Source organism: Methyloversatilis thermotolerans (assembly GCF_000372885.1).
In the GTDB taxonomy this organism is placed as follows: domain Bacteria; phylum Pseudomonadota; class Gammaproteobacteria; order Burkholderiales; family Rhodocyclaceae; genus Methyloversatilis; species Methyloversatilis thermotolerans.
The window spans coordinates 3072512-3095383 of record NZ_KB889967.1 but is presented as its reverse complement, the minus strand read 5'-3'; the positions used below and the strand labels follow the sequence as shown (position 1 = coordinate 3095383).

Annotated in this window: 22 protein-coding genes; 13 read left to right on the top strand and 9 right to left on the bottom strand. The window is 67.7% G+C overall.

The window, feature by feature from the left end:
* Positions 1 to 73 precede the first annotated feature (73 nt).
* The 10 genes from A3Q7_RS0114005 (at position 74) to A3Q7_RS0113960 (ending at position 11866) form a co-directional block, all read left to right on the top strand.
* The gene (locus A3Q7_RS0114005) at positions 74 to 1522 is read left to right on the top strand and encodes a sigma-54-dependent transcriptional regulator (protein ID WP_018412525.1); all 1449 of its coding nucleotides are present in this window, start codon (positions 74 to 76) and stop codon (positions 1520 to 1522) included.
* Positions 1523 to 1524: 2 nt separating this feature from the next.
* Positions 1525 to 3351, top strand: coding sequence for an NAD(P)H-dependent oxidoreductase subunit E (locus tag A3Q7_RS0114000; RefSeq protein ID WP_018412524.1), 1827 nt, complete (start codon positions 1525 to 1527; stop codon positions 3349 to 3351).
* The gene (locus A3Q7_RS0113995; RefSeq protein ID WP_018412523.1) at positions 3348 to 4040 is read left to right on the top strand and encodes a 2Fe-2S iron-sulfur cluster-binding protein; all 693 of its coding nucleotides are present in this window, start codon (positions 3348 to 3350) and stop codon (positions 4038 to 4040) included. Before A3Q7_RS0114000 ends, A3Q7_RS0113995 begins: the two co-directional genes overlap by 4 nt.
* Positions 4037 to 4585: an NADH-quinone oxidoreductase subunit B family protein gene (locus A3Q7_RS0113990; protein ID WP_018412522.1), complete on the top strand. Its 549-nt coding sequence runs from the start codon at positions 4037 to 4039 to the stop codon at positions 4583 to 4585. The genes A3Q7_RS0113995 and A3Q7_RS0113990 overlap by 4 nt, the downstream gene beginning before the upstream one ends.
* Positions 4586 to 4589: 4 nt before the next feature.
* The gene (locus tag A3Q7_RS0113985) at positions 4590 to 6110 is read left to right on the top strand and encodes a Ni/Fe hydrogenase subunit alpha (RefSeq protein ID WP_018412521.1); all 1521 of its coding nucleotides are present in this window, start codon (positions 4590 to 4592) and stop codon (positions 6108 to 6110) included.
* Positions 6107 to 6610 (top strand): hydrogenase maturation protease, encoded by a 504-nt coding sequence (locus A3Q7_RS0113980; protein ID WP_018412520.1) that lies wholly within the window; start codon positions 6107 to 6109, stop codon positions 6608 to 6610. The genes A3Q7_RS0113985 and A3Q7_RS0113980 overlap by 4 nt, the downstream gene beginning before the upstream one ends.
* The gene (locus A3Q7_RS0113975; protein WP_018412519.1) at positions 6607 to 7602 is read left to right on the top strand and encodes an NADH-quinone oxidoreductase subunit B family protein; all 996 of its coding nucleotides are present in this window, start codon (positions 6607 to 6609) and stop codon (positions 7600 to 7602) included. Before A3Q7_RS0113980 ends, A3Q7_RS0113975 begins: the two co-directional genes overlap by 4 nt.
* Positions 7599 to 9050: a nickel-dependent hydrogenase large subunit gene (locus A3Q7_RS0113970; RefSeq protein ID WP_018412518.1), complete on the top strand. Its 1452-nt coding sequence runs from the start codon at positions 7599 to 7601 to the stop codon at positions 9048 to 9050. The genes A3Q7_RS0113975 and A3Q7_RS0113970 overlap by 4 nt, the downstream gene beginning before the upstream one ends.
* A gap of 53 nt (positions 9051 to 9103) precedes the next feature.
* Positions 9104 to 9607 (top strand): nickel-responsive transcriptional regulator NikR, encoded by a 504-nt coding sequence (gene nikR / locus A3Q7_RS19930; protein WP_018412517.1) that lies wholly within the window; start codon positions 9104 to 9106, stop codon positions 9605 to 9607.
* Between the two features lie 135 nt (positions 9608 to 9742).
* Positions 9743 to 11866, top strand: coding sequence for a TonB-dependent receptor (locus A3Q7_RS0113960; RefSeq protein WP_018412516.1), 2124 nt, complete (start codon positions 9743 to 9745; stop codon positions 11864 to 11866).
* A gap of 1156 nt (positions 11867 to 13022) precedes the next feature.
* Here the strand turns inward: A3Q7_RS0113960 and dbpA are convergent.
* The 6 genes from dbpA to A3Q7_RS0113925 form a co-directional block, all read right to left on the bottom strand.
* On the bottom strand, positions 13023 to 14411 hold the full coding sequence (gene dbpA, locus A3Q7_RS0113955) for an ATP-dependent RNA helicase DbpA (RefSeq protein WP_018412515.1): 1389 nt from the start codon (positions 14409 to 14411) through the stop codon (positions 13023 to 13025).
* Positions 14408 to 14869, bottom strand: coding sequence for a DUF2127 domain-containing protein (locus A3Q7_RS0113950; RefSeq protein ID WP_232417981.1), 462 nt, complete (start codon positions 14867 to 14869; stop codon positions 14408 to 14410). The genes dbpA and A3Q7_RS0113950 overlap by 4 nt, the downstream gene beginning before the upstream one ends.
* Positions 14870 to 14908: 39 nt before the next feature.
* A complete protein-coding gene (locus A3Q7_RS0113945) occupies positions 14909 to 15238 on the bottom strand; it encodes a hypothetical protein (RefSeq protein ID WP_026224836.1) in 330 nt (109 codons plus the stop codon).
* 78 nt (positions 15239 to 15316) lie between these two features.
* Positions 15317 to 15790 (bottom strand): pyridoxamine 5'-phosphate oxidase family protein, encoded by a 474-nt coding sequence (locus tag A3Q7_RS0113940; RefSeq protein ID WP_018412512.1) that lies wholly within the window; start codon positions 15788 to 15790, stop codon positions 15317 to 15319.
* 89 nt (positions 15791 to 15879) lie between these two features.
* Entirely contained in the window at positions 15880 to 16497 is a 618-nt protein-coding gene (locus tag A3Q7_RS0113935; protein ID WP_018412511.1) for an FMN-binding negative transcriptional regulator, read from the bottom strand.
* Between the two features lie 568 nt (positions 16498 to 17065).
* Positions 17066 to 17332 (bottom strand): DUF2798 domain-containing protein, encoded by a 267-nt coding sequence (locus A3Q7_RS0113925; RefSeq protein WP_018412509.1) that lies wholly within the window; start codon positions 17330 to 17332, stop codon positions 17066 to 17068.
* A gap of 451 nt (positions 17333 to 17783) precedes the next feature.
* On the opposite strand from A3Q7_RS0113925, the gene A3Q7_RS0113920 reads away from it, so the two are divergent.
* Together A3Q7_RS0113920 and A3Q7_RS0113915 are read left to right on the top strand one after the other, a co-directional pair.
* Positions 17784 to 18035, top strand: a complete 252-nt coding sequence (locus tag A3Q7_RS0113920) for a type II toxin-antitoxin system Phd/YefM family antitoxin (protein ID WP_018412508.1) — start codon at positions 17784 to 17786, stop codon at positions 18033 to 18035.
* Entirely contained in the window at positions 18032 to 18286 is a 255-nt protein-coding gene (locus tag A3Q7_RS0113915; RefSeq protein WP_018412507.1) for a Txe/YoeB family addiction module toxin, read from the top strand. The genes A3Q7_RS0113920 and A3Q7_RS0113915 overlap by 4 nt, the downstream gene beginning before the upstream one ends.
* A 265-nt stretch (positions 18287 to 18551) precedes the next feature.
* Here A3Q7_RS0113915 and A3Q7_RS0113910 read toward each other — a convergent pair whose 3' ends face one another.
* The 3 genes from A3Q7_RS0113910 to A3Q7_RS0113900 form a co-directional block, all read right to left on the bottom strand.
* The gene (locus A3Q7_RS0113910; RefSeq protein ID WP_018412506.1) at positions 18552 to 18851 is read right to left on the bottom strand and encodes a hypothetical protein; all 300 of its coding nucleotides are present in this window, start codon (positions 18849 to 18851) and stop codon (positions 18552 to 18554) included.
* A gap of 97 nt (positions 18852 to 18948) precedes the next feature.
* Positions 18949 to 19389 carry a hypothetical protein gene (locus A3Q7_RS20820; protein WP_157278205.1) on the bottom strand — a complete coding sequence of 147 codons (441 nt, stop codon included), beginning with the start codon at positions 19387 to 19389 and terminating at the stop codon, positions 18949 to 18951.
* Between the two features lie 194 nt (positions 19390 to 19583).
* Positions 19584 to 21122: a transposase gene (locus A3Q7_RS0113900; protein WP_018410675.1), complete on the bottom strand. Its 1539-nt coding sequence runs from the start codon at positions 21120 to 21122 to the stop codon at positions 19584 to 19586.
* Positions 21123 to 21846: 724 nt separating this feature from the next.
* Between A3Q7_RS0113900 and A3Q7_RS0113895 the strand changes: the two genes are divergently transcribed.
* Positions 21847 to 22857 carry an integron integrase gene (locus A3Q7_RS0113895; protein ID WP_040570693.1) on the top strand — a complete coding sequence of 337 codons (1011 nt, stop codon included), beginning with the start codon at positions 21847 to 21849 and terminating at the stop codon, positions 22855 to 22857.
* Positions 22858 to 22872 lie beyond the last annotated feature (15 nt).

Below are 22872 nucleotides of genomic sequence, written 5' to 3'. Positions count from 1 at the left end.
GGATGAGCCGCACTCGCATGACCTGCCCCGTTTCCGCCATGCACCCATCCTGTAGCCCGGGCGCCGCAGCGTCATGAGCGCCGCGCTGCGCCTGCCCACCGTGCTGGTGGTCGATGACGAGGTGCGTTCGCAGGACGCGATGCGCCGCACGCTGGAAGAGGACTTCACCGTACTTACCTCGAGTGGGGCCGGCGAGGCGCGGCAGCAGCTCGAACGGCAGGAGGTGAATGTCATCCTGTGCGACCAGCGCATGCCCGAGGTAAGCGGCGTCGCCTTCCTGAAGGAAGTGCGCGAGCGCTGGCCGGACGTGGTGCGCATCATCATTTCCGGCTACACCGATTCGGAAGACATCATTGCCGGCATCAACGACGCCGGCATCTACCAGTACATCCTGAAGCCCTGGGTGCCCGACCACCTGCTGGCCACGGTGCGCAACGCGGCGGAGGCGCAGAGCCTGCAGCGCGAAACCGCGCGACTGGACCTGGAACTGCGCACCGCGACACCGGTATTGCGCGAACGCGCGGCCGACAAGCGGGAGCGCGCGCGCAGCGCCTTCGGCTTCGAACGCATCGAGCGCTCGCCCGGCAGTCCGCTCGACAGCGTGTGCGACATGGCGGCGCGCATCGCGCGCTACGACCTGTCGGTGCTGGTGCTGGGCGAATCCGGCACCGGCAAGGAATTGCTGGCGCGCGCCATCCACTACACCAGCCCGCGCGCCCATGGCGCCTTCGTGGTCGAGAACTGCGCGGCGATACCGGAAACCCTGCTCGAATCGGAACTGTTCGGCCACAAGCGGGGTGCCTTCACCGGCGCCTATGAGGACCACGTCGGCCTGTTCCAGCGTGCCGATGGCGGCACCGTGTTCCTGGACGAGATCGGTGAAACCTCGCCCGCCTTCCAGGTGCGACTGCTGCGCGTGCTGCAGGAGGGCGAGGTGAGGCCGGTCGGTGCGGCGCGCGCGGTGCCGGTGGACGTGCGCGTCATCGCCGCTACCCATCGCGATCTGGAACAGCGCGTGCGCGACGGCCAGTTCCGCGAGGATCTCTATTACCGCATCGCCGGCGCCACTTTCACCGTGCCGCCGCTGCGCGAGCGCGCGGGCGATATCGGCGCCATCGCCCGCCGCATGCTGGCCGAGGTCGGGCTGGAGCTGGGCCGGCCGGACGCCATGTTGAGCGACGACGCCATGGCCTGTCTGATGGCCTATCCCTGGCCGGGCAATATCCGCGAGCTGCGCAACGAACTGGCGCGTGCGCTGGCACTCAGCGATGGCGCGCGCATCGAGCCTCCCGCCCTGTCGCAGCGCGTGCTGCAGGGACAGGCCGGTCGCAGCGCGGCCGCCGCGGCGCCTGCCCTGCCCGCGTCCGGCACCCTGGCCGAGCGGCTGGATGCGATGGAAGCCATGCTGTTGCGCGAAACCCTGCTGCGTCACCGCTGGAACAAGACGCGCGCGGCGAAGGAACTTGGCCTGTCGCGCGTCGGGCTGCGCGGCAAGATGGCGCGCTTCGGTCTGGAGGGTTGAGCATGGATGCGGCGGACAGCGACGGACCGGCGCGCCTCGCGGCCGATGCCGTCATGGCGCGCTGGCGGCGCGACCCGCATGCGCTGGTGCAGATCCTGCGCGACACGCAGGCGGTCACGCACTGGCTGTCGCGCCCGCTGCTCGCCCACATCGCCGGCGCGCTCGGCCTCACGCTGGCACAGGTCGAAGGCGTGGCCGGTTTCTACCGCTTCTTTCACACCCGTCCGGTCGGCCGCACGCGGCTGCTGTTCTCGGACAACATCACCGATCGCATGCTGGGCAGCGAAACCCTGCTGGCGCAACTGTGCGCGCGCCTCGGCGTGGCGCCGGGCGAGGTGGATGCGCAGGGCCGCTTCAGCGTGGACCGCTGTTCCTGTACCGGGCTGTGCGACCAGGGGCCGGCGCTGCTGGTGAATCACCACCAGGTCGTCACCCGCCTGGACGCGGCGCGCGTCGACGCGCTGGCCGATCTGCTGCTCGCCGGCACGCCGGTCGGGCAGTGGCCGGCGGAGTGGTTCGCCGTGGTCGATGGCGTGCAGCGCGCCGATGTGCTGCTGGGCGGTCTGGCGGACGACGCACCCGCGTTGCCGGTGGTGCTCGCGCAGTCGCCGCAGGCCCTGCTCGACGAAGTGGCGGCGTCCGGCCTGCGCGGACGCGGCGGTGCCGGTTTTCCCGCCGCGCGCAAGTGGCTGGCCTGTCGCGACGCGGCCGGCGACCTGCGTGTCGTCGTCTGCAATGCCGACGAAGGCGAGCCCGGCACCTTCAAGGACCGCGTGCTGCTCGCGAGTCATGCCGACGCCGTGTTCGATGGCATGACGGTGGCGGCGCGCGCGGTCGGCGCGCAGCAGGGCTTTGTCTATCTGCGCGGTGAATACCGCTTCCTGCTGCCGCAGCTCGAACAGGTGCTGGCGCGCCGCCGCGCCCAGGGCCTGCTCGGCCCGGACGCGTGCGGCATCTCCGGTTTCGATTTCGATATCGCCCTCCATCTGGGTGCCGGTGCCTATGTCTGTGGCGAGGAATCCGCGCTGATCGAATCGCTGGAAGGCAAGCGCGGCACGCCGCGCATCCGTCCGCCCTTCCCGGTGCAGGCCGGCTATCTCGGCCGGCCGACCGTGGTGAACAACGTGGAAACCTTCTGCGCGGTCGCCCACATCGCGCGCCGTGGCGGCGCCTGGTGGGCCGGCATCGGCACCGCGCAATCGACCGGCACCAAGATCCATTCGGTGTCCGGCGACTGTGCGCGACCCGGGCTGTACGAATACCCTCTGGGCACGCCCATCGCGCAGATGCTCGACGACTGCGGCGCCCGCGACGCGCAGGCGGTGCAGGTGGGCGGGCCGTCCGGCACCTGCGTGCCGGCGCCGGAATTCAACCGCGCCATCGCCTTCGAGGACGTGCCGAGCGCCGGCGCCTTCATGGTGTTCGACCGCACGCGCGATCTGTTCGAGGTGGCGCGCCACTTCGCCCGCTTCTTCGCGCACGAGAGCTGCGGCCTGTGCACGCCCTGCCGCGTCGGCACCGAACTGGTGGTGCGCCGGCTGGACAAGCTGGCGCATGCGCGCGGCGCCGGGCAGGGCTCGGCCTTCGACATCGCACTGCTGCACGATCTCGATACCGCGCTGCACAGCGGCACCCACTGCGGCCTCGGCGCCTCGGCCTGCAATCCGCTGCGCGACACGCTGCGACATTTCGGCGCCGCCTACGCGCAGCGCGCGACCGCGCCGCAGTTCCAGCCGGATGTCGACCTCGATGCCGAACTGTCGTCGGCGCGCCGCGCCACCGGCCGCGACGACGCCGGCGCCCATCTGCACACGGACACACCGGCATGAGCGCCGTCGATCCGACCTTCGACCTTGACGGCCAGCCGGTCCCGCTGCAGCCGGGCGACACGATACTGAGCGCCGCGGCGCGCGCCGGGCTGGACATCCCTCACCTGTGCTGGAGCGACGAAGTGTCGGGCAGTGCGTCGTGCCGGTTGTGCACGGTGCTGGCCGACGGCCGGCCGGTGGCCGCCTGTGTCACGCCGGCGGTGGCCGGCCAGAAGGTGGAATGCCGCACCGCCTCGCTCGCCACGCAGCGGCTGCGCCTCTTGCAGATGCTGTTCGTCGAGGGCAATCACTTCTGCCCCGGCTGCGAGAAAAGCGGCAACTGCGTGCTGCAGGTGCAGGCCGAACGCGCCGGCATGACCGCCCTGCATTTCGAGGCGTTGAACCCGGAACGGCCGGTCGATGCCAGCCACCCGGACGTGCTGTTCGAACCGAACCGCTGCATCCTGTGCCAGCTCTGCGTGCGCGCCAGCGACGAAATCGACGGCAAGCGGGTATTCGCGATCGGCGGCCACGGCATCGCCACCCGCCTGCTGATCGACAGCCCGAGCGGCCGCCTCGGCGACAGCGCGCTGTCGGTGCACGACCGTGCCGCCCACATCTGCCCGGTCGGTGCGCTGCTGCCCAAGCGGGTCGGCTTTGCCGTGCCGATCGGCCGGCGCCGCTTCGATAACGAGGACACGCGCGGATGAATGCGCCGGTCGCATCCACACCGCCGCGCAAGCTGCGCGTCGCCACCGTGTCGCTCGCCGGCTGCTTCGGCTGCCACATGTCGCTGCTCGATATCGACGAGCGGCTGTTCGATCTGGTCGAGCGGGTGGAGTTCGACCGCTCGCCGCTGACCGACATCAAGACCGTCGGCGAGCACGACAGATGCGACATCGGCCTGGTCGAAGGCGGGCTGTGCAATGCCGAGAACGTCGAGGTGCTGCGCGCCTTCCGCGACCGCTGCACCGTGCTGGTGGCGGTCGGCGCCTGCGCCATCACCGGCGGCCTGCCGGCACTGCGCAATCACCTGGATGTCGGCACTGTGCTGCAGTCGGTGTATGGTCGGGTACCGGATGACCCGGAGCTGCCGCTGCCGCTGAACCGGGTGTTGCCGATACACGAGGTGGTGCACATCGATCACGCGCTGCCCGGCTGTCCGCCGCCGGCCGATGCCTTCTGGCAACTGCTGCAGGACCTGATGGCCGGTCGCGCGCCCGCATCGGCGCCCGGACTGATCCGCTACGACTGAAGCCATGAGTACGCGCCCGCTCGAAACCGCCGCCGACCCCGAAGGACTGCGCCGCATCGCGATCGACCCGCTGTCGCGCGTCGAAGGGCACGGCAAGGTGACCTTGCTGCTCGACGACGACAACCGCGTGCGCCAGGCGCGGCTGCACATCGTCGAATTCCGTGGTTTCGAGAAATTCATCGAAGGCCGGCCGTACTGGGAAGTGCCGGTCATGGTGCAGCGGCTGTGCGGCATCTGTCCGGTGTCGCATCACCTGGCCGCGTCCAAGGCGCTCGACCGTGTGGTGGGTGGCTGGCCGGTGCCGCCGGCGGCCGACCGCATCCGTCGCCTCATGCACTACGGCCAGATCGTGCAGAGCCACGCGCTGCACTTCTTTCATCTCGCCTCGCCCGACCTGCTGTTCGGCTTCGATGCCGAGGTCGACCGCCGCAACATCGTCGGCGTGGCGGCCGCCTTTCCGGATGCTGCGCGTCAGGGCGTCATGCTGCGCAGGTTCGGTCAGGAAGTGATCCGCATCACCTCGGGCAAGCGCATTCACGGCACCGGCTCGATACCGGGCGGCATGAACCGCGCGGTCGATCCGGCCGAGCGCGACGCGCTGCGCGCCGGACTGCCGCAGATGCTGGACTGGGCGCAGGACGCGGTGACGCTGGCGCGCCGCCTGCACGAAAACCTGCCGGCGCGCTACGCCGGTTTCGCCGACACGCCGGCCGCCATGCTGTCGCTGGTCGGCCGCGACGGCGCGATGGAACTGTACGACGGCGTGCTGCGACTGCGCGAGGCCGACGGTCGCATCGCCATCGACGGCTTCGACGATCAGCGCTACCGCGAACTGATAGCCGAGGCGGTCAAGCCCTGGACCTATATGAAATTCCCCTACCGCCGCAGTCTCGGCGTGGACCAGGGCTGGTACCGCGTCGGCCCGCTGGCGCGCGTGCAGAACTGCGATTTCATTCCCACGCCGCGCGCCGAAGAGGCGCGCCAGGGCTTCGTCGCCGCGCACGGCGGGCAACCGGTGCACGCGGTGCTGGCCACCCACTGGGCGCGCATGATCGAACTGCTGCACGGGGTCGAGACGGTGGCCGAACTGCTGGACGATCCGCTCATCCTCGGCGGACCGCTGCGGACCGAGGGGCCGCGCCAGTGCTCGGGCATCGGCATCATCGAGGCGCCGCGCGGCACGCTCATCCACGAGTACGAAGTCGGCGACGACGATCTGGTCACGCGCTGCAACCTCATCGTGTCGACCACCCACAACAACCAGGCGATGAACGAGGCGGTGCGCGCGGTGGCGCTGCGCCATCTCGACGGTGAAACGATTACCGAAGGCCTGCTCAACCATATCGAGGTGGCGGTGCGCGCCTACGACCCCTGTCTGTCCTGTGCCACTCACGCGCTCGGCCAGATGCCGCTGGCGGTGAGCCTGCGCGCGGCCGACGGCCGCCTGCTCGACCATGTATTGCGCAGCCCGGGCGGCGAACTGCTGCGCGACGCGCCCGCGCACGCCGCGGAGACCGCATCGTGAGCGCGCCCGTCGCACCACTGCTGGTACTGGGCTGGGGCAATCCGGCGCGCGCCGACGACGGCCTCGGCCTCATGCTGGTGGACCGGCTGGCGCAGTACGCCGAGCGCGCGCTGCCCCCCGGCCGCGTGGAATGCCTGTGCGATTTCCAGCTCCAGGTCGAGCACGCCGTCGATCTGGCGGGCCGCGAGCGCGTGCTGTTCGTCGATGCCGCGCACGGCCTCGCGCAGCCCTTCGCGGTGAGCACGGTGCGGCCGCAGCGCGAACGCCATTTCACCACCCACGCGCTGTCCCCGGAGGCGCTGCTTCAGGTGTATGTCGATGTGCAGCGGGCGGCGCCGCCCGCCTGCACGCTGCTCGCGCTGCGCGGCCGGCACTGGACGCTGGGCGAGGCACCGGATGCGCAGGCGCTGGACGACCTCGCCCGGGCGCAGGTCTGGGCCGAGCGCTGGCTGCAGGGTGAAGTCTCGCCCGCCGCGCCCCCGCCGGGAGCGAACCCGTGAATGTGCTGTGGTTGCAGTCGGGCGGCTGCGGCGGCTGCAGCATGTCGCTGCTGTGCGCCGATACGACCGACTTCCACGGCGAACTGCGCGACGCTGGCATCGAACTGCTGTGGCATCCGTCGCTGTCGCTGGAAAGCGGCGCCGAAGTGACCGCGCTGTTCGACCGCATCCTCGACGGCGAACTGCCGCTCGATGCGCTGTGCATCGAAGGTGCGCTGCTGCGCGGCCCGCATGGCAGCGGCCGCTTCCACATCATGGCCGGCACCGGCCAGCCCATGATCCACTGGGTGAGCCGGCTCGCCGCGTGCGCGCGCCATGTGGTGGCGATCGGCAGTTGCGCCGCCTGGGGCGGTGTCACCGCTGGCGGCAGCAATCCGACCGAAGCCTGCGGCCTGCAGTACGACGACGAGGTGCGCGGCGGCCTGCTCGGCGCGGAGTTCCGTGCGGCCGGCGGTCTGCCGGTCATCAACGTCGCCGGCTGTCCCACCCATCCGGGCTGGGTCATCGACACGCTGACGGCGCTGGCCGCCGGCAGCTTCAACGAAGCGGACCTCGACACGCTGGGTCGCCCGCGCTTCTTCGCCGACCAGCTTGTGCACCACGGCTGCTCGCGCAACGAGTACTACGAATTCAAGGCCAGCGCCGAGAAGCCGTCGGACCTCGGCTGCATGATGGAACACCTGGGCTGCAAGGGCACGCAGGCGCATGCCGACTGCAATACCCGGCCGTGGAATGGCGAAGGTTCCTGTACCCGTGGCGGCTACGCCTGCATAAGCTGCACCGAGCCGGGCTTCCAGGAACCGGGCCACCCCTTCCATGCCACGCCCAAGCTGGCCGGCATCCCGATCGGCCTGCCCACCGACATGCCCAAGGCCTGGTTCGTCGCGCTCGCCTCGCTGTCCAAGTCGGCCACGCCGAAGCGGGTGAAGGTGAACGCGGTGTCGGACCACGTGGTGGTGCCGCCGGTGGCGAAGAGGACACGGTTGAAGTGAGCCGCCTCATCGTCGGCCCCTTCAACCGCGTCGAGGGCGATCTGGAAGTGACGCTGGACGTGGCCGAGGGTCGTGTCGTGTCGGCGCATGTCAATGCGCCGATGTACCGCGGCTTCGAACAGATCCTGCGCGGTCGCGATCCGCACGATGCGCTGGTGTATGTGCCGCGCATCTGCGGCATCTGTTCGGTGTCGCAGTCGGTGGCGGCGGCGCGTGCACTGGCGGCGCTGGGTGGCATCACCATGCCGCCCAACGGGCAGCATGTGACCAATCTGGTGCTGGCCACCGAGAACCTGGCCGATCACCTGACCCATTTCTACCTGTTCTTCATGCCGGACTTCGTGCGTCCGGTCTATGCCGGGCGGCCCTGGCACGCGGAAGCGGCGCGCCGCTTCGCGCCGCACACCGGCGAGCGCGTACGCGCGGCGATCGCGGCGCGCCAGCGCTGGTTCACGCTGCTCGGCACGCTGGCTGGCAAGTGGCCGCACACGCAAAGCCTGGATCCGGGCGGTTCGACGCGTGCGATCGATGCGTCCGAACGCAGCCGGCTGCTGGCGCGCGTGCGCGAGTTCCGGCGCTTCCTGGAAGCCGTCACCTTCGGCGCCGCGCTGGAAGAGGTGGCGGCGCTGGACAGCGAAGCCGCGCTCGATGCCTGGGTGGATGCCGATCCGCAGCGCGGCGACCTGCGCTTCTTCCTGCAGATCGCGCGCGACACCGCGCTTGCCGCGCTCGGTCCGGGCCCCGGCCGCTTCCTGAGCTATGGCGCCTATCCGCAGCCCGCGGGCGGCCATGCGCTGGGAGGTGGCGTGTGGCAGGCCGGCAAGCTGTCGCCGCTCGATGTCGAGGCGATACGCGAGGACGCGACCCACGCCTGGCTGAGCGACGAGGGTGGCGCGCGCCATCCGGCATCGGGTCTGACCGAACCGGTCGCGGACAAGCCGGGCGCCTACACCTGGAACAAGGCGCCGAGGCTGGCCGGCGAAGTGGTGGAAACCGGTGCCATCGCGCGCCAGCTCGCGAGCGGACATCCGCTGGTGCTCGACCTGGTGCGCCGTCACGGCGCCTCGGTGCACGGTCGTGTCGTGTCGCGGCTGCTGGAACTGGCGCGCGTGCTGCCGATGATGGAAGACTGGTTGCGCGCGCTGCGTCCGGGCGAGGCCTTCTGCACGCCGGGCAGCCTGCCGGACGAGGGGGTGGCGGCGGGCCTGGGCGAGGCGGCGCGAGGCAGTCTCGGACACTGGCTGTCGGTGCGCGAACGGCGCATCGCCAACTACCAGATCGTTGCGCCCACCACCTGGAACTTCTCGCCGCGCGACGCGGCAGGCCGCCCCGGCGCGCTGGAAGCCGCGCTCGAAGGCGCGCCGGTGCAGCCCGGTGAAACCACGCCGGTGGCGGTGCAGCACATCGTGCGTTCCTTCGATCCGTGCATGGTGTGCACCGTGCACTGAAAGCCGGGAGCAGGTCTTAGAATGGCCGCCACCCCTTCGCGCACCGATTACGTATGCAACGTTTCACCATTTCCCTCGACGACCAGCTCGCGGCGCAGTTCGATCAATGGATCGCCCGGCGCGGCTATGAAAACCGTTCCGAGGCGGTGCGCGACCTGTTCCGTGCGGAACTGGAGCGCACCCATCAGCAGACCGGCGCGGCCAGGCATTGCGTGGCCTGCCTGTCCTATGTGTTCAACCATCACGAGCGCGACCTGTCGGAGCGGCTGACCGGCTTGCAGCACGCGCATCACGACCTCACCGTGTCCACCATGCACGCGCACCTGGACCACGACCACTGCCTGGAAACCGTCATCCTGAAAGGCGAGCTGTCGGCGGTGCGGCAGTTCGCCGACGCGGTGTGCGCCGAACGCGGCGTGCATCATGGACACATCAATGTGATCAGCGTCGAGCTGGATACCTCGCAGCACCATGCGGCCGCTGGCTCGCATCCCTACCGCGCCCGCCACGCGCGCGGCCCCGGCTTCGGTCACGTGCACATCAAGCCCGCTACCTGAACCCGGCGCGGGCGCCCTCTATCCTTCCGGGCGGAAGCCGTTCCAAGCGGCGCTGGCTGCAATCAATCGGTCATCGTTTTCTGGCAACATCGTGATGTAAGAAAAAATCAACAAACATCACAAAAAGAGAGCGCCATGAAACAGGGAAGCAAGGGCCGCACGCCGGGCTCATTCCGTCCGACGCGGCTGACGCGCGCATTGATGCAGGCGCTGTGCCTCCCGCTTGTCGGCATCCCGGTGATCGCGCAGGCGCACGAGGCGGCGCCGGTCGGCCACCACCTCGACCCGGTCGCCGTGGAAGGGCATTACGACAATGCGGTCGGCACCTCCGACGCCGCCAGCCAGGGCAGCGTCACCGCCAGGCTGATCGAGAACCGTCCTACGCTGCGGCCGGCGGAAATCCTCGAATTCGTGCCCGGCGTCATCGTCACCCAGCACAGTGGCGGCGGCAAGGCGAACCAGTACTTCCTGCGCGGTTTCAACCTCGACCATGGCACCGACTTCGCGACCTGGGTGGACGGCATGCCGGTCAACATGCCCACGCATGCGCACGGTCACGGCTACACCGATCTGAACTGGCTCATTCCCGAACTGGTCGAGCGCATCGATTACCGCAAGGGCCCCTATTACGCCGAAGAAGGCGACTTCTCGTCCGCCGGCTCGGCACGGCTCAGACTGCGCGACCGTCTGGATGCCGGCATGGCGGAAGTGACGCTGGGCGAGGACGGTTACCGTCGCGCGCTGATGATGAATTCGCATGCGCTGGCCACCGGCACCCTGCTGTACGCGCTTGAAACGTCGCGCAATGACGGGCCGTGGACCAATCCCGAAGACTTCCGCCGGGTGAATGGCGTCTTGCGCTACACCCTGGGCGAAGGCGCGCAGCGGACCTCGATTACCGCCATGGCCTATACCGCGCGCTGGGACTCCACCGACCAGGTGCCGCTGCGCGCGCTGCAGTCCGGACAGATCGGCCGATACGATGCGATCGACCCGACCGATGGCGGACGCAGCCGGCGCTACAGCCTTTCGGTGGACAGCCAGCAGTTGCGTGACGATGGCGTGCTGCGCGTGCAGGCCTATGCCATACGCTCCGAACTGGACCTGTGGTCCAACTTCACCTACGTGCTGGACAACGATCCGGACGGCGACCAGTTCCGTCAGTCCGAGCGACGCAACACCTATGGGGGCGCGATCAGCCGGAGCTGGGACGGTCACCTTGGCGGCCGTGCCGCCACGCACACCCTGGGTGTGCAACTGCGTCACGACAGGCTGGATCCGGTCGGGCTCTACAGCACCGTCGCGCGCCGGACCACCTCCGTCACGCAGGAAAGCCGGGTGCGTCAGACCAGCGTCGGCGTGTTCGGCGAAACCAGCGTGCAGTGGAACGACTGGCTGCGCAGCGTGGCCGGCCTGCGCTTCGACCGCTACGACTTCGATGTCGACAGCTCCATCGCCGCCAACAGCGGCGACGCGTCGGACCACATTGCTTCACCCAAGCTGTCGCTCATCTTCGGGCCGTGGTCGCGCACCGAATATTTCCTGAACTACGGCTTCGGCTTCCACAGCAACGATGCGCGCGGCACCACCGCGCGCGTGACGCCGGGCGGCGATCCGGCACAGCGCGTCGACGCGCTGGCGCGCGGTCGCGGCGGCGAACTGGGCGTGCGCACCGAAGTGCTGCCCGATGTGCAAAGTTCGCTCGCGCTGTGGCAGCTCAACCTGGATTCCGAACTGCTGTTCGTCGGCGATGCGGGCGAAACCGAAGCGACGCGCGCGAGCCGCCGTCAGGGCATCGAATGGTCCACCCGCTGGACACCGCAGAACTGGCTGCTGTTCGACCTCGACATATCGCTGTCGCGCGCCCGCTTCACCAATGACGATCCCGCCGGCGACCGCGTGCCCGGTGCCGCCGCCCGTGTCATTGCCTTCGGCGCCAGCCTGACCGACAGCAATCCCTGGGCGCGCGGCTGGTTCGGCCACCTGCAGGTGCGTCACATCGGCCCGCGCGACCTGGTCGAGGACGGCTCGGTCAAGTCCGACACGGTCACGCTCGCCTATCTGCGCGTCGGTCGCGCGCTTACGCCGTCGGTACGTCTGATGCTGGATGTCTATAACCTGTTCGACAGCAAGGACAACGACATCGAGTACTACTACACCTCGCGCCTCGCGGGCGAGGCCGCCGGCGGCGTCGACGACCGCCACATCCACCCGGTCGAGCCCCGCACCCTGCGCCTGACGCTGAACGCGAAGTTCTGACCGGAGCGGGTCCTCTCCCACAAAAACTTGGCTCCGATGCCGGTTTGAGCGAGCTGCTGTGGGAGCGGCCTCTGGCCGCGATACGGCGGATGCGTGCCGCAGGCTTTGTTTGAGGCTGCATCGCGGGCAAGCCCGCTCCCACCAAACCCCGGCTCCGCTCGTTTGTCGCGAGCTGCTGTGGGAGCGGCCTCTGGCCGCGATACGGCGGATGCGTGCCGCAGGCTTTGTTTGAGGCTGCATCGCGGGCAAGCCCGCTCCCACGAAAACCAGGCTCCGCTCGTGTTTGTCGCGAGCTGTTGTGGGAGCGGCCTCTGGCCGCGATACGGCTGATGCCGGCCGCAGGCTTCGTTCGAGGCTGCATCGCGGGCAAGCCCGCTTCCAGGAAACCCGCGGCTCCGTTCGCGATCGGGGCGAGCTTTTGTGGGAGCGGCCTCTGGCCGCGATGCGGCGCGTGCGGGCCGCAGGCTTCGTTCGAGGCTGTATCACGGGCAAGCCCGCTTCCAGGAAACCCGCGGCTCCGTTCGCGATCGGGGCGAGCTTTTGTGGGAGCGGCCTCTGGCCGCGATGCGGCGCGTGCGGGCCGCAGGCTTCGTTCGAGGCTGTATCACGGGCAAGCCCGCTTCCAGGAAACCCGCGGCTCCGTTCGCGATCGGGGCGAGCTTTTGTGGGAGCGGCCTCTGGCCGCGATACGGCGCATGCGGGCCGCAGGCTTCGTTCGAGGCTGTATCGCGGGCAAGCCCGCTCCCACCAAACCCCGGCTCCGCTCGTGTTTGTCGCGAGCTGTTGTGGGAGCGGCCTCTGGCCGCGATGCGGCGCGTGCGGGCCGCGGGCTTCGTTCGAAGCTGTATCGCGGGCAAGCCCGCTCCCACCAAACCCCGCCTCCGCTCGTGTTTGTCGCGAGCTGGTGTGGGAGCGGCCTCTGGCCGCGATGCGGCGCGTGCGGGCCGCAGGCTTCGTTCGAGGCTGCATCGCGGGCAAGCCCGCTCCCACCAAACCCCGGCTCCGTTCGCGATCGGGGCGAGCTGTTGTGGGAGCGGCCTCTGGCCGCGATACGGCGGATGCGGGCCGCAGGCTTCGTTCAAGGCTGTATCGCGGGCAAGCCTGCTCCCTCAAAAACCCTCGCTCCATTCATGGCGCACCGTGCCGGCAAATCCTTCTATTCCTCCACCACCTTCACCTTCACGTAGCGGCCTTTCACCATGCCGCCATCCAGCTTGAGCACCACGGCGCGCGCGATGCTGCGTTCGACCGCGACGAAGGTGAGGTAATCGGTGATGTCGATGCGGCCGATCTGTTCGCGCGTGAAGCCGGCCCATGCGGTGAGCGCGCCGAGCACGTCGCCCGGGCGCATCTTTTCCTTGCGGCCGCCCAGTATCTGCACCGTGGCCATCGGCGGCTGCAGCGGCGCCGGATCGGCGCTGCCCAGCGCGTCCAGCGTCTGCCACATGAGCGGCTGACCGCGCATGTCGGCAATGCGCTGCGCGCGCACCTGTTCGAAGGGCGCGACCAGCGCGTAGGCGCGGCCGGCGGCGTCGCCCCGGCCGGTGCGGCCGATGCGGTGCACATGCACTTCGGGATCGGGAGTGAGATCGACGCTGACCACCGCATCCAGCCCGGCGATATCCAGGCCGCGCGCCGCGACATCGGTCGCCACCAGCACGGACACGCTCTGCTGGGCGAAGCGCAGCAGCGCGCGATCACGGTCGCGCTGTTCCATGTCCCCGACCAGCTCGATCGCGACGATGCCGGCTTCGCCCAGCTTCTGCACCAGGTCGTGGCAGCGACGGCGGGTGTTGCAGAAGGCGAGGGTGCTGACCGGCCGCACGCGCCGCAGCAGGTCGACCGCGGTCGCCAGACGCGCCGCTTCGTCGATCTCGATGAACACTTCGTCCACCGCACGCGGCGCGTGCGCGGTGTCCACCGCAATGCGTTCGGCCTCGCGCATGAACTGCGCGGCGATGCGCTCGACACCGTCGGGAAAGGTGGCCGAGAACATGAGGGTCTGGCGCGCCGGCGGACACTGGCGCACCACGTCGGCAATGTCGTCGAAGAAGCCCATGTCCAGCATGCGGTCGGCTTCGTCGAGCACCAGTGTGGAAATGCCGCGCAGGTCCAGCGTGCGTCGTTCGATATGGTCGAGCAGCCGGCCGGGCGTGCCCACCACGACATGCGCGCCATGCGCCAGGCTGTCGATCTGCGGACCGATCTTGGCGCCGCCGCACAGCGTGAGGATCTTGATGTTGGGGATGCCGCGCGCCAGCTTGCGCATTTCGCGCGCCACCTGGTCGGCCAGTTCGCGTGTCGGGCACAGCACGAGGCCCTGCGGCGAGAACCAGCGCGGATTGAGCTTCTGCAGCAGCGGCAGCGAAAACGCGGCGGTCTTGCCGCTGCCGGTGCGCGCCTGGGCGATCAGGTCGCGGCCGGCCAGCGCGGCGGGCAGCGCGGCCGCCTGTACCGGCGTCATCGCGTTGAAGCCGAGTGCGCCGAGGTTGGCGAGTGTGGCGGCCGACAGCGGCAGCGTATCGAAGGAGGAGGCGGAGTTCATGCGCGATTATCGTCGATGCGACGACGCCGGCGCAGCAAAGCGCGCACCATCACCGCCACCACCGCAAGATTGGCGATGAACAGCGCGATGGCCAGCGCGGAACCGCGGGTCAGCACTTCTGCCAGTTCGAACGGCACATAGATGGCGCCGCTTGCCGCCGCCAGCAGCTCCGCCCAGGCGCGGTCGAAGTACAGGCCCCAGCCTTCGGCCAGCCGCAGCACGCCGTAGGCGGCGGCACCGGCCGCGAGCAGCATCAGATGACGGTCATCGAGCGAGGCTGCGGCGTCGATGAAGATGCGCGGGTAATGCGACGCCGGGTTCAGGTGCGCATGCGCCACCAGCGAGGCGGCGAGCGCATGCACGTCCTTGTGCAGCAGCGTGAGCACGCCGCTGCCCGCCAGCAGCACCAGCACGCCCTTGAGCGCCTCGAACAGCGCGATCAGGCGAAGCGGACTCACGGCCTGCAGACGCGGTTCGCGATTCAATGCCGACAGACCCTAAAGGATGGCATAGGCGATGATGGAGCAGATGCCGGCCATGGCCACCAGCCCGCACAGGAACAGCGTATCCACCACCACGCGCAGGCGCCGCCGCAAGGCGATGTGACGGGTCTTGAACGACCAGAAGGCCAGACAGGCACAGCTCACGAACACCAGTGCATCGATCGCCAGCAGATCGTCGCCCACCGTCTGCACCTTGGTTTGCGACGCGATCAGGCGCAGCAGGCCGATCGCGGTCAGGCACACGCCCACCATGCCGGCCGACACGGTGAACACATGCATGGTCAGTTCGTGTTCGCGGATTTCCTTTTCCGGGGCGGGGTTCATGGTGGCGGGGCAGGACGGGACGCGCGCCATCATAGCCGCGCCGCGTGAATGCGGCGCGCCGCGCTGTTGCGGAATCCTTCAGCCGGCGGTGGCGGTCGCGAATTGCGTGGCGGTGAGCGACAACGCCTGTGCGAAGCCGGCAACGAAGCGCGCGGACTCCACGGTGATCAGGAACAGCGAGAAATCGCCGAAGGAGAACAGCTCTTCGCTGTCCGGCAGACGTGCGACATAGGCGGCGCGCAGGGCGGCGTAGCCGGCCGAATCCGGCGCACAGCGCGCGGCCTGACCGCGCACGCTGAGCCGGGCCAGTGCAAGCGGCGACGTGCCCGCGATCAGCGGCGCGGTCACCATGACACCGACCGCGGGATGCGCCAGCATGTCGGCCGTATGCGTGGCCAGACCGCTCACATGGATGATGAAGCCGCGTCCGTCCGGCCGCAGCGCGAAGGGCACCATGGACACCGCCGGGTCGCCCTTGTGCAGCGTGGCGAGTGCGGCGCAGGGCTGGTCGGCCAGCAGTTGGCGCAGGGTCCGGGTCTGTTCGGGCGTCATCGGGCAGGAGGTGGCGGGCGATGACCCATGATCGCGCGCCGCCATCGCCGGACGCAAGGCCCGCGCCGGCAACGCGCCGCGGCGAGCGGTCAGTCGCCGCGCACCGCGGCCGCGACCGCGCGCGCCTGCGCGTCGTGCAGCGCGTCCAGACCTTCGGCCACGCCGCGCCGGTTGTCCGCCGGCTGGTTCTGGCTCATTTTCCACTTGCCCTGCATGTGCAGGATGGACAGTTCCAGACCCACCACGTGGTCCAGCATGCGCGCCATGTAATCGTCGGGTGCATCGGCGATTCGCCAGGGCGCGGCCTGACCGGCTTCGTGCGTGTCGGTCAGCCGCTGCAGCAGCGCGCGCAGCCGCGCCGGGTCGTCGAAGCTGCGCAGCGTGGCGCGCACATGCACCACCGCATAGTTCCAGGTCGGCACCACGCGCCCGTCGCGCGCCTTGGACGGATACCAGTTGGGCGACACATAGGCCGCCGGCCCCTGGAACACCAGCAGCAGCGCGTGATCGGCCGGCGTGCGCCACAGCGGGTTGGCGCGCGCGACATGGCCCAGCAGCATGCCGCGCGCCGGATCCGCCAGCAGCGGAACGTGATCGGCCACCAGTCCGTCGTCCGACTGGCGTACCACCGTGGCCAGCGGATGACGCGCGATCAGGTCGAAAAGGAGGTCCGGATGCGTTTCCTCGAAATGCGCGGGGCAGTACATGCGTCGACTCCAGCGGGTGCAAGCGCCATGGTGAACCATGCTTCGCCGCCCGGCGATGGCGCGGGCCCGACTGTGCCGGCGCGTCCGCGCATACAGCGCAAGCGGGCTCGCGTCGCCGCGCTCAGTCGTCCGCGCAGTCGGCTGAAATCGCCCTGCCTTCGGACCCGGCCCATCCGTGCAGCGCGGCCGTCCGCTGCGCCGTCTCGATGTGACCCTCGCCCGCATCAGCGGGAGAGGGTGGCGCGAAGCGCCGGGTGAGGGCTGGCGGCCGCCATGGATCGCCGGCTTCGTTTCGGGCCCTGTCGCGGGCAAGCCCGCTCCCACAAAAACTCGCCCTGAGCGCGAACGGAGCCCCGCTGTTGTGGGAGCGCCCTGGGGCCGCGATGCGGCGCAACCAGGCTTCGTTCTCGGTCGGCATGCTCGCGCTCACGATGTCGAACGCAAACCTGAGGTCTTTCTGCTTCACCCGGGTCCGGCTCATCCGTCCTCCTTTCGGTTCAGGGCGCGCGCCGGCACTCGCCGGAATGGCGATGCAACGACCCGTGCCGGTGCGCGTCGGATCGACCGGTCAGGCTGTTTGAACGATCATGGCAGTCAGTTTGCGGACGACGGGCAAGACAAGCAGCAGCACCGGAAATGCGACGAGCCAGGAAAGTGCCCACGCACCGGGCCAGACCTCGAAGAAGTCTGGGCTCCAGCCGATACTTCTCAGTGTGCTGATAAGCGACACCACGCATGTCATCAGCACCGAAAGTATCAGTGGCATGACGATGCCCGCATAGCGAACAGGAAGCTTGCGAATGCCATCAGTGGATTGCGATTTCAGGAAGTTCATGGATGCTCCATAAGCCGGTCAGGCAAGGCGCCTTCCCTTCACAAGAAGAGAAATCAACCCCCGGCGTGAGCCGGCAGAAGTGGCGCGTTGATTGACGTAAACGCTTACGGCGTGCTTCGACTGAAGATCGCAAACGAAAGCTAGCAGATGCGGGCGAGGCGCGCCAGGGCGATCCTTCGTGAAGCGCCCGGACGCCACCGCATCCCTGCGGCGAAGCACCGCCACTCGCCTTGCCGTCGGACCTCGTCGCGACCGGGCAGCCAGGTCGGCCGGTGTGCGTTCCGGAAGGCGTCGAGTCAGCGCGGCCAATCGCGGTCGGGATTCCGTGCACCCGTGAGCGGCAGGCATCCAGGCGTTGGCTGCCGTAACGGGTCGCCTTGAACGACTTGTCAGGCGGCTGCTCCGCGGCGCGCCATCGTTGTACAATAGAACGTACATACAGGAGCTCGACATGGACGCGATCACCTACAGCGCCGCCCGCGCCAACCTTGCCAAAACGATGGATCGGGTTTGTGATGACCATGAACCGCTGATCATTACCCGAAATGGCGAACAGTCGGTCGTGATGCTGTCGCTGGAGGACTACAAGGCGCTGGAAGAGACCGCCTACCTGTTGCGCAGCCCGGCCAATGCGAAGCGCTTGCTTTCTGCAACGGCGCAGCTTGCGGCTGGAAAAGGCGTCGAACGCAAGCTGGCCAAATGAAGCGGGTGTTTGCGGACGAAGCCTGGGACGACTACCTGTACTGGCAGAAACAAGATCGGAAGATGGTTGAGCGGATAAACCGCTTGATCCAGGAAATACGGCGCGAGCCATTCTCCGGCGTCGGCAAACCGGAGCCCTTGAAACACGCACTGGCAGGCTTTTGGTCACGACGGATCACTGACGAGCACCGGATGGTGTATCGCGTTGACGGCGATGAACTCCTGATTGCTCAGCTTCGCTATCACTACTGAACTCCGTTCAGCCGCCCAACGACGCTGTACCTGAAGACGGCGATCCAGCATGGTGTCGGCAGCAAGTTTTCGAGCTTTAGGTTGATTGCGTAGGCCAATGAGGCTACGGCAAACCCGAGAAAAAGATTGGCCGCGAAAGATAGCTGCGTGATTCGATGGTCTTGCCATCGTACGTATCGCGCGTGATCGTCGGGAGTCATGGGCGCCTTAGGCATGACGATTAAGGCCAGCGGCGGCCGAAGGCCGTCCGTGCTGGGCCGACTTGTTAAACCTCATGATCACGCACGCTCTCCTTCCAGTCGAGAAGAATTCGGGCAACCTCGCTGTCATGATCCGGTCGCGACGAAAGTCCCATGCGCTCCGTGGTGATCGACGTGAGGACTGCTGCGATTGCGAACTGGTCCGCTCCGTCACGCAACAAGCCGAAGACCTGCGGTAAGTAGCCGTGGTATTCGTCGCGTGCTTGCGGCACCCCACAGACCCCGATCGGGTCCCAGACGTAATGCAGAACTTCGTCAACGGCGCGATACAGCAATAAATCCGGTCCACTGAGCTTTTGCCCCATGCTGTTTAACGTGGAGCTAACCGGCCGCCGGAGCGGAAGGCGGAGGGGACCTGCAAGCGCAGCTTGCAGGCGGTCCGGTTGAGCGCAAGGTTATGCATCACGGCTGCTTGCCGAAGACCATTTCAGGCGGTAGGACCGCCGCCGCCTCGGTGTGGAACTTGAATTCGGTAGTGACCCATGTGCCCGACTTGGTTCGGTAGGCCTGGAACCGGCCAAACACAACACCTTTTGCGTGATTGACTGCGAACACAACCATTTGAGATCGAGGAGAGATGGCGTTCTCCTTCACGATGTCGTAACTCTCCGGCTTACCGTAGAAGTCTTCGATTTGTCTAAGACTGTTTGCTTGAGTAAGGGCTTGGGTATTGCCTTCCATTCCGCTGCCTTTCAACCACGCTTTTATCGCTGCATCCGGACCACCGGTGAGATAGGCCGACAAACCGCGCTCAACAAGCGCTTTTGCTCCGGGATCGGCGGCGAGAACGGAATTGGTCAGGAAACTTGAACAAAGAACAAGAACAACCGAGAGCATGCGCATGATGACTCCTGATGCATAACGACGCTGTAGAAAAACCCCATTCCGGGGCAAGCAGTTGCTTCCGGCCCTCGCCGGTTCGAAGTCGTTCTTCCTCATTTCAGTCTCGCGATCTTCGCTTCATCGTCGTCTCCTGAGGTCTGCCTCGGCCGCTGCCCGGCGCACTCGAATGGCGTCGGTGTCGGCCGCCAGCTTACCTAGTTCGCGTAGCCATGGTGCCCGAGCTTTTCGATGTTGTGCACCAGGCAGTACAGCTTCCATTGCCCATCGACCTTGCTGCGTCCGCGCAGCGTGAAGCGGGTGAGCCGCTTGTTGTGGCGCAGATTGCCGAACACGGGTTCGACGGTGGCGAAGCGCGCGGCGATCATCCGTTTGCCCTCAATTGAATCGATGCGCCGCTTCATCCGCTCGGTGTGTGATTCGATGCCATCGCGCTTGCCGCGGAAGAAGGCGACCTGTCGCACCTTCGTCGTCTCCGGCGTGCGCAGGCAACGGGTGCGCAGCGCGCACGGCACGCAGTCGCGCTCGGCGCCGGTGTACTTCGTGGCGGCGTAGCCGTTGATCGTGCAGTCGCCGCCGTTGCGATACAGCCGCTTGCCCGCCGGGCAGATGCAGTGGCTGCGGTCGTCCGCTTCGGTGAAGTCGGTATTGGCGTAGCGCTTGTTCTTGCTGGCGCTGCGCGCTGCCTTCGCCTTGTCACTCTTATCCCACAGCGCATCGGGCTTGGCTCTGTGCTTCGCCTGATCGGCGTACCTCGGGTCGCGCTGCCGGTAGCCGTTGTCACAGATCCAGGCTGGAATGTTTCGGCTATCCAGTCCAGCGAGATTCTTCTCGGAGTGATAGCCGGCGTCGGCGCAGATCGCCGTGTCGGTGTGGCGCTGTGGTGCGCAGGCATCGATCACCGGCAGCAGCAGTTCCTGTTCCGAGCCCGTGCCGTGCGCCTGCGCATCGACCACGATCTGGTGCGCGGCATCGACCGCCGCTACGCCGGTATAGCCCTGGATCACGCCCTTGGCGGTGGCCATCTTGGCCGAGTCGTTGTCGGTGCGGTTACTCAGGCGCACCCCGCCCTTGGCGCCGCGCCGCTCGTCCGGATTGAGCGCGAGCCAGTCGCGTATCTTTGCCGCTTCGTGACTCAAGCGTTCGCGGGTGCGCTGTGCGCGGGCGGCCTCGTCGTCGCAACCGGCGGCATCGCGCGCCTTCTGCTCCTCGATCATGCGCTGCACGGCCGCGTCCATCTTCGCCGCCTCGCGCTCGAAATCGGCACGCGTGCCGCTCTTGGCCTTCGATGCGTTCGACGGCAGCTTCACGCCGTCGATGGCAAAGAGCTCGCGGCCGATCAGGCCCTGGCGGTCGCATACCAGCAGCACCTGGGTGAACAGCGCCTGGGCCTCGTCACCCAGCGTGCTGATGAAGTGCGCAACCGTGGTGAAGTGCGGGGCGCTGTCGCCGGAGACGGCCATGAACAGCACGTTGTGGCGGCAGGCGGTGGCGATGGAGCGGGAACTGAGCACGCCGCGCGAGTAGGCGAGCAGCACGATCTTGAGCAGCACCGCCGGATCGAAGGCCGGGGCACCGCCGGCGTCGTTGGCGTAGCGGGCACGGAGGACGGAAAGATCGAGGTCGTTGTCGACCAGGTGGCAGAGCGCGAACTCGAAGGTGCCGGGCAGCACCTGTTGCGCGAAATCGACCGGGATGAGCTTCAGGCCGTAGTCGGGGGTCTTGAATCGCGGCATCGCAGGGCTCCGCAGAGGCGATGCGCAATCATAACAACGGCATGTGAACGGTGGGGCGGAAGGAGGGGTTTTTCTACAGCCTCAACGTTCAAGGTGAGGGGCGGCCCGGCGGCGAAGCCGACGGGGAACCTGCAAGCGTAGCTTGCAGGCCGTCCCCTCGACCGCAGGGTTGGGCCACGCGCCCCGAAGAACCGCATTGCAAGCGGCACGACAGGGCACGGACCGACGAGAGCGAGAGGAATGAGCTTTTGGGAGCCACGAAGCGCAGGCCGTCGAGCACAGATGAGCGAACCTCTCGCGGAGGCTCATACTCAGCAAAGGACGGGACGACCACAGGCCGCCACAACTCGATGATTCCGCGCCCTCAGGCGCGGCACCACTGAAACCGACGTTCTGTCCAAGTGCGCGTCGAGCACCCACGGAAAATCGAACAGGCGACGACCGACCGATAGCCAAGAAGTCAACGGCGCGAGGGCGAACCACTGTGCATTGAAGAAGACCACCGACGCAAACGCCACCGCCACCGAGAGACGGCGCCTGGAAAGGCAGATGCAGAGGGGCTAGACGGAGCATGGGATTACGGGGCCCAACGTGAGGTCGACGCCAGATTCGGCGAGTAAGCCGGCGTCTGTCCGGATAAGCCGTCAAACCGGACATCAAATTCACTTTGCATTTTCTGGTTCTCCGGTCTATTGCTGTGTTTACGTACAGTACGAAAGAGACCATGAAACCGGACACCCACTCGCCCGGCGCTGCGTCGCCTGCCCAGCCTCGGCTGCTTGATCGCATGCGCGATGCCATCCGCGTGCGCAACTATAGCGTGCGCACCGAGAAATCGTATCTCGGATGGGTACGTCGCTACATCCGGTTTCACGGCCTCAGGCACCCGGCGGACATGGGCGGGGTGGAGGTTGAAGCCTTCCTGTCTCATCTTGTTTCGCAGCGCGATGTGGCGGCGGCGACCCAGCAGCAGGCGCTGGCGGCGATCCTGTTTCTCTATCGGGATGTGCTGGGCGTCCAGTTGCCCTGGCTGGATAACGTCGTGCGGCCGAAGAAGCCGCGGCGGTTGCCGACCGTGCTCAACCGAGACGAGGTGATGCGGGTGCTCGCGTTGATGGACGGCCGTCACGGCCTGATGGCGCGCCTGCTCTATGGTTCCGGCATGCGGTTGATGGAATGCCTGCGGTTGCGGGTGAAGGACGTCGATCTGCAGCGCCGCGAGATCATGGTGCGTGAGGGGAAGGGCAACAAGGACAGGGTGACGGTGCTGCCGGAAACGCTGGTTGCGCCTCTGGTGGGGCAACTGCAGCGCGCGCGCGCGCTTTTCGAGCTCGATCAGGCGCAAGGGCGCGCCGGCGTCTTCATGCCGGATGCGCTGGACCGGAAGTATCCGGCTGCCGGTGCGTCATGGGGCTGGTTCTGGGTGTTTCCCGCCGACGGTCATTCGGTCGACCCGCGCACCGGTGTGGTTCGCCGTCATCACATGCACGAGAAGTCGCTGCAGCGCGCACTTCAGATCGCATCGCGACAGGCAGGCATCACGCGGCAGGTGTCCGTGCATACGCTGCGCCATTCGTTCGCGACCCACCTGCTGGATTCGGGGCAGGACATCCGCACCATCCAGCAACTGCTCGGCCATGCGGACGTCAGCACCACGATGATCTACACGCACGTGCTGAATCGCGGGGCGCACGGAGTCCGGTCGCCGCTGGATGCATTGGGGATGGTGCGCTGAGGAACGGAGGATTGC

Excerpts from the sequence above, each read along its gene's own strand:
- A3Q7_RS0113995 (WP_018412523.1), top strand. The coding sequence starts at position 3,348 with ATGAGCGCCGTCGATCCGACCTTCGACCTTGACGGCCAGCCGGTCCCG.
- A3Q7_RS0113985 (WP_018412521.1), top strand. The coding sequence starts at position 4,590 with ATGAGTACGCGCCCGCTCGAAACCGCCGCCGACCCCGAAGGACTGCGC.
- A3Q7_RS0113910 (WP_018412506.1), bottom strand. The coding sequence starts at position 18,851 with ATGGGGCAAAAGCTCAGTGGACCGGATTTATTGCTGTATCGCGCCGTT.
- A3Q7_RS0114005 (WP_018412525.1), top strand. The coding sequence starts at position 74 with ATGAGCGCCGCGCTGCGCCTGCCCACCGTGCTGGTGGTCGATGACGAG.
- A3Q7_RS0113960 (WP_018412516.1), top strand. The coding sequence starts at position 9,743 with ATGAAACAGGGAAGCAAGGGCCGCACGCCGGGCTCATTCCGTCCGACG.
- nikR (WP_018412517.1), top strand. The coding sequence starts at position 9,104 with ATGCAACGTTTCACCATTTCCCTCGACGACCAGCTCGCGGCGCAGTTC.
- A3Q7_RS0113940 (WP_018412512.1), bottom strand. The coding sequence starts at position 15,790 with ATGACGCCCGAACAGACCCGGACCCTGCGCCAACTGCTGGCCGACCAG.
- A3Q7_RS0114000 (WP_018412524.1), top strand. The coding sequence starts at position 1,525 with ATGGATGCGGCGGACAGCGACGGACCGGCGCGCCTCGCGGCCGATGCC.
- A3Q7_RS0113990 (WP_018412522.1), top strand. The coding sequence starts at position 4,037 with ATGAATGCGCCGGTCGCATCCACACCGCCGCGCAAGCTGCGCGTCGCC.
- dbpA (WP_018412515.1), bottom strand. The coding sequence starts at position 14,411 with ATGAACTCCGCCTCCTCCTTCGATACGCTGCCGCTGTCGGCCGCCACA.
- A3Q7_RS0113915 (WP_018412507.1), top strand. The coding sequence starts at position 18,032 with ATGAAGCGGGTGTTTGCGGACGAAGCCTGGGACGACTACCTGTACTGG.
- A3Q7_RS0113945 (WP_026224836.1), bottom strand. The coding sequence starts at position 15,238 with ATGAACCCCGCCCCGGAAAAGGAAATCCGCGAACACGAACTGACCATG.
- A3Q7_RS0113920 (WP_018412508.1), top strand. The coding sequence starts at position 17,784 with ATGGACGCGATCACCTACAGCGCCGCCCGCGCCAACCTTGCCAAAACG.
- A3Q7_RS20820 (WP_157278205.1), bottom strand. The coding sequence starts at position 19,389 with ATGCGCATGCTCTCGGTTGTTCTTGTTCTTTGTTCAAGTTTCCTGACC.
- A3Q7_RS0113900 (WP_018410675.1), bottom strand. The coding sequence starts at position 21,122 with ATGCCGCGATTCAAGACCCCCGACTACGGCCTGAAGCTCATCCCGGTC.
- A3Q7_RS0113935 (WP_018412511.1), bottom strand. The coding sequence starts at position 16,497 with ATGTACTGCCCCGCGCATTTCGAGGAAACGCATCCGGACCTCCTTTTC.
- A3Q7_RS0113895 (WP_040570693.1), top strand. The coding sequence starts at position 21,847 with ATGAAACCGGACACCCACTCGCCCGGCGCTGCGTCGCCTGCCCAGCCT.
- A3Q7_RS0113925 (WP_018412509.1), bottom strand. The coding sequence starts at position 17,332 with ATGAACTTCCTGAAATCGCAATCCACTGATGGCATTCGCAAGCTTCCT.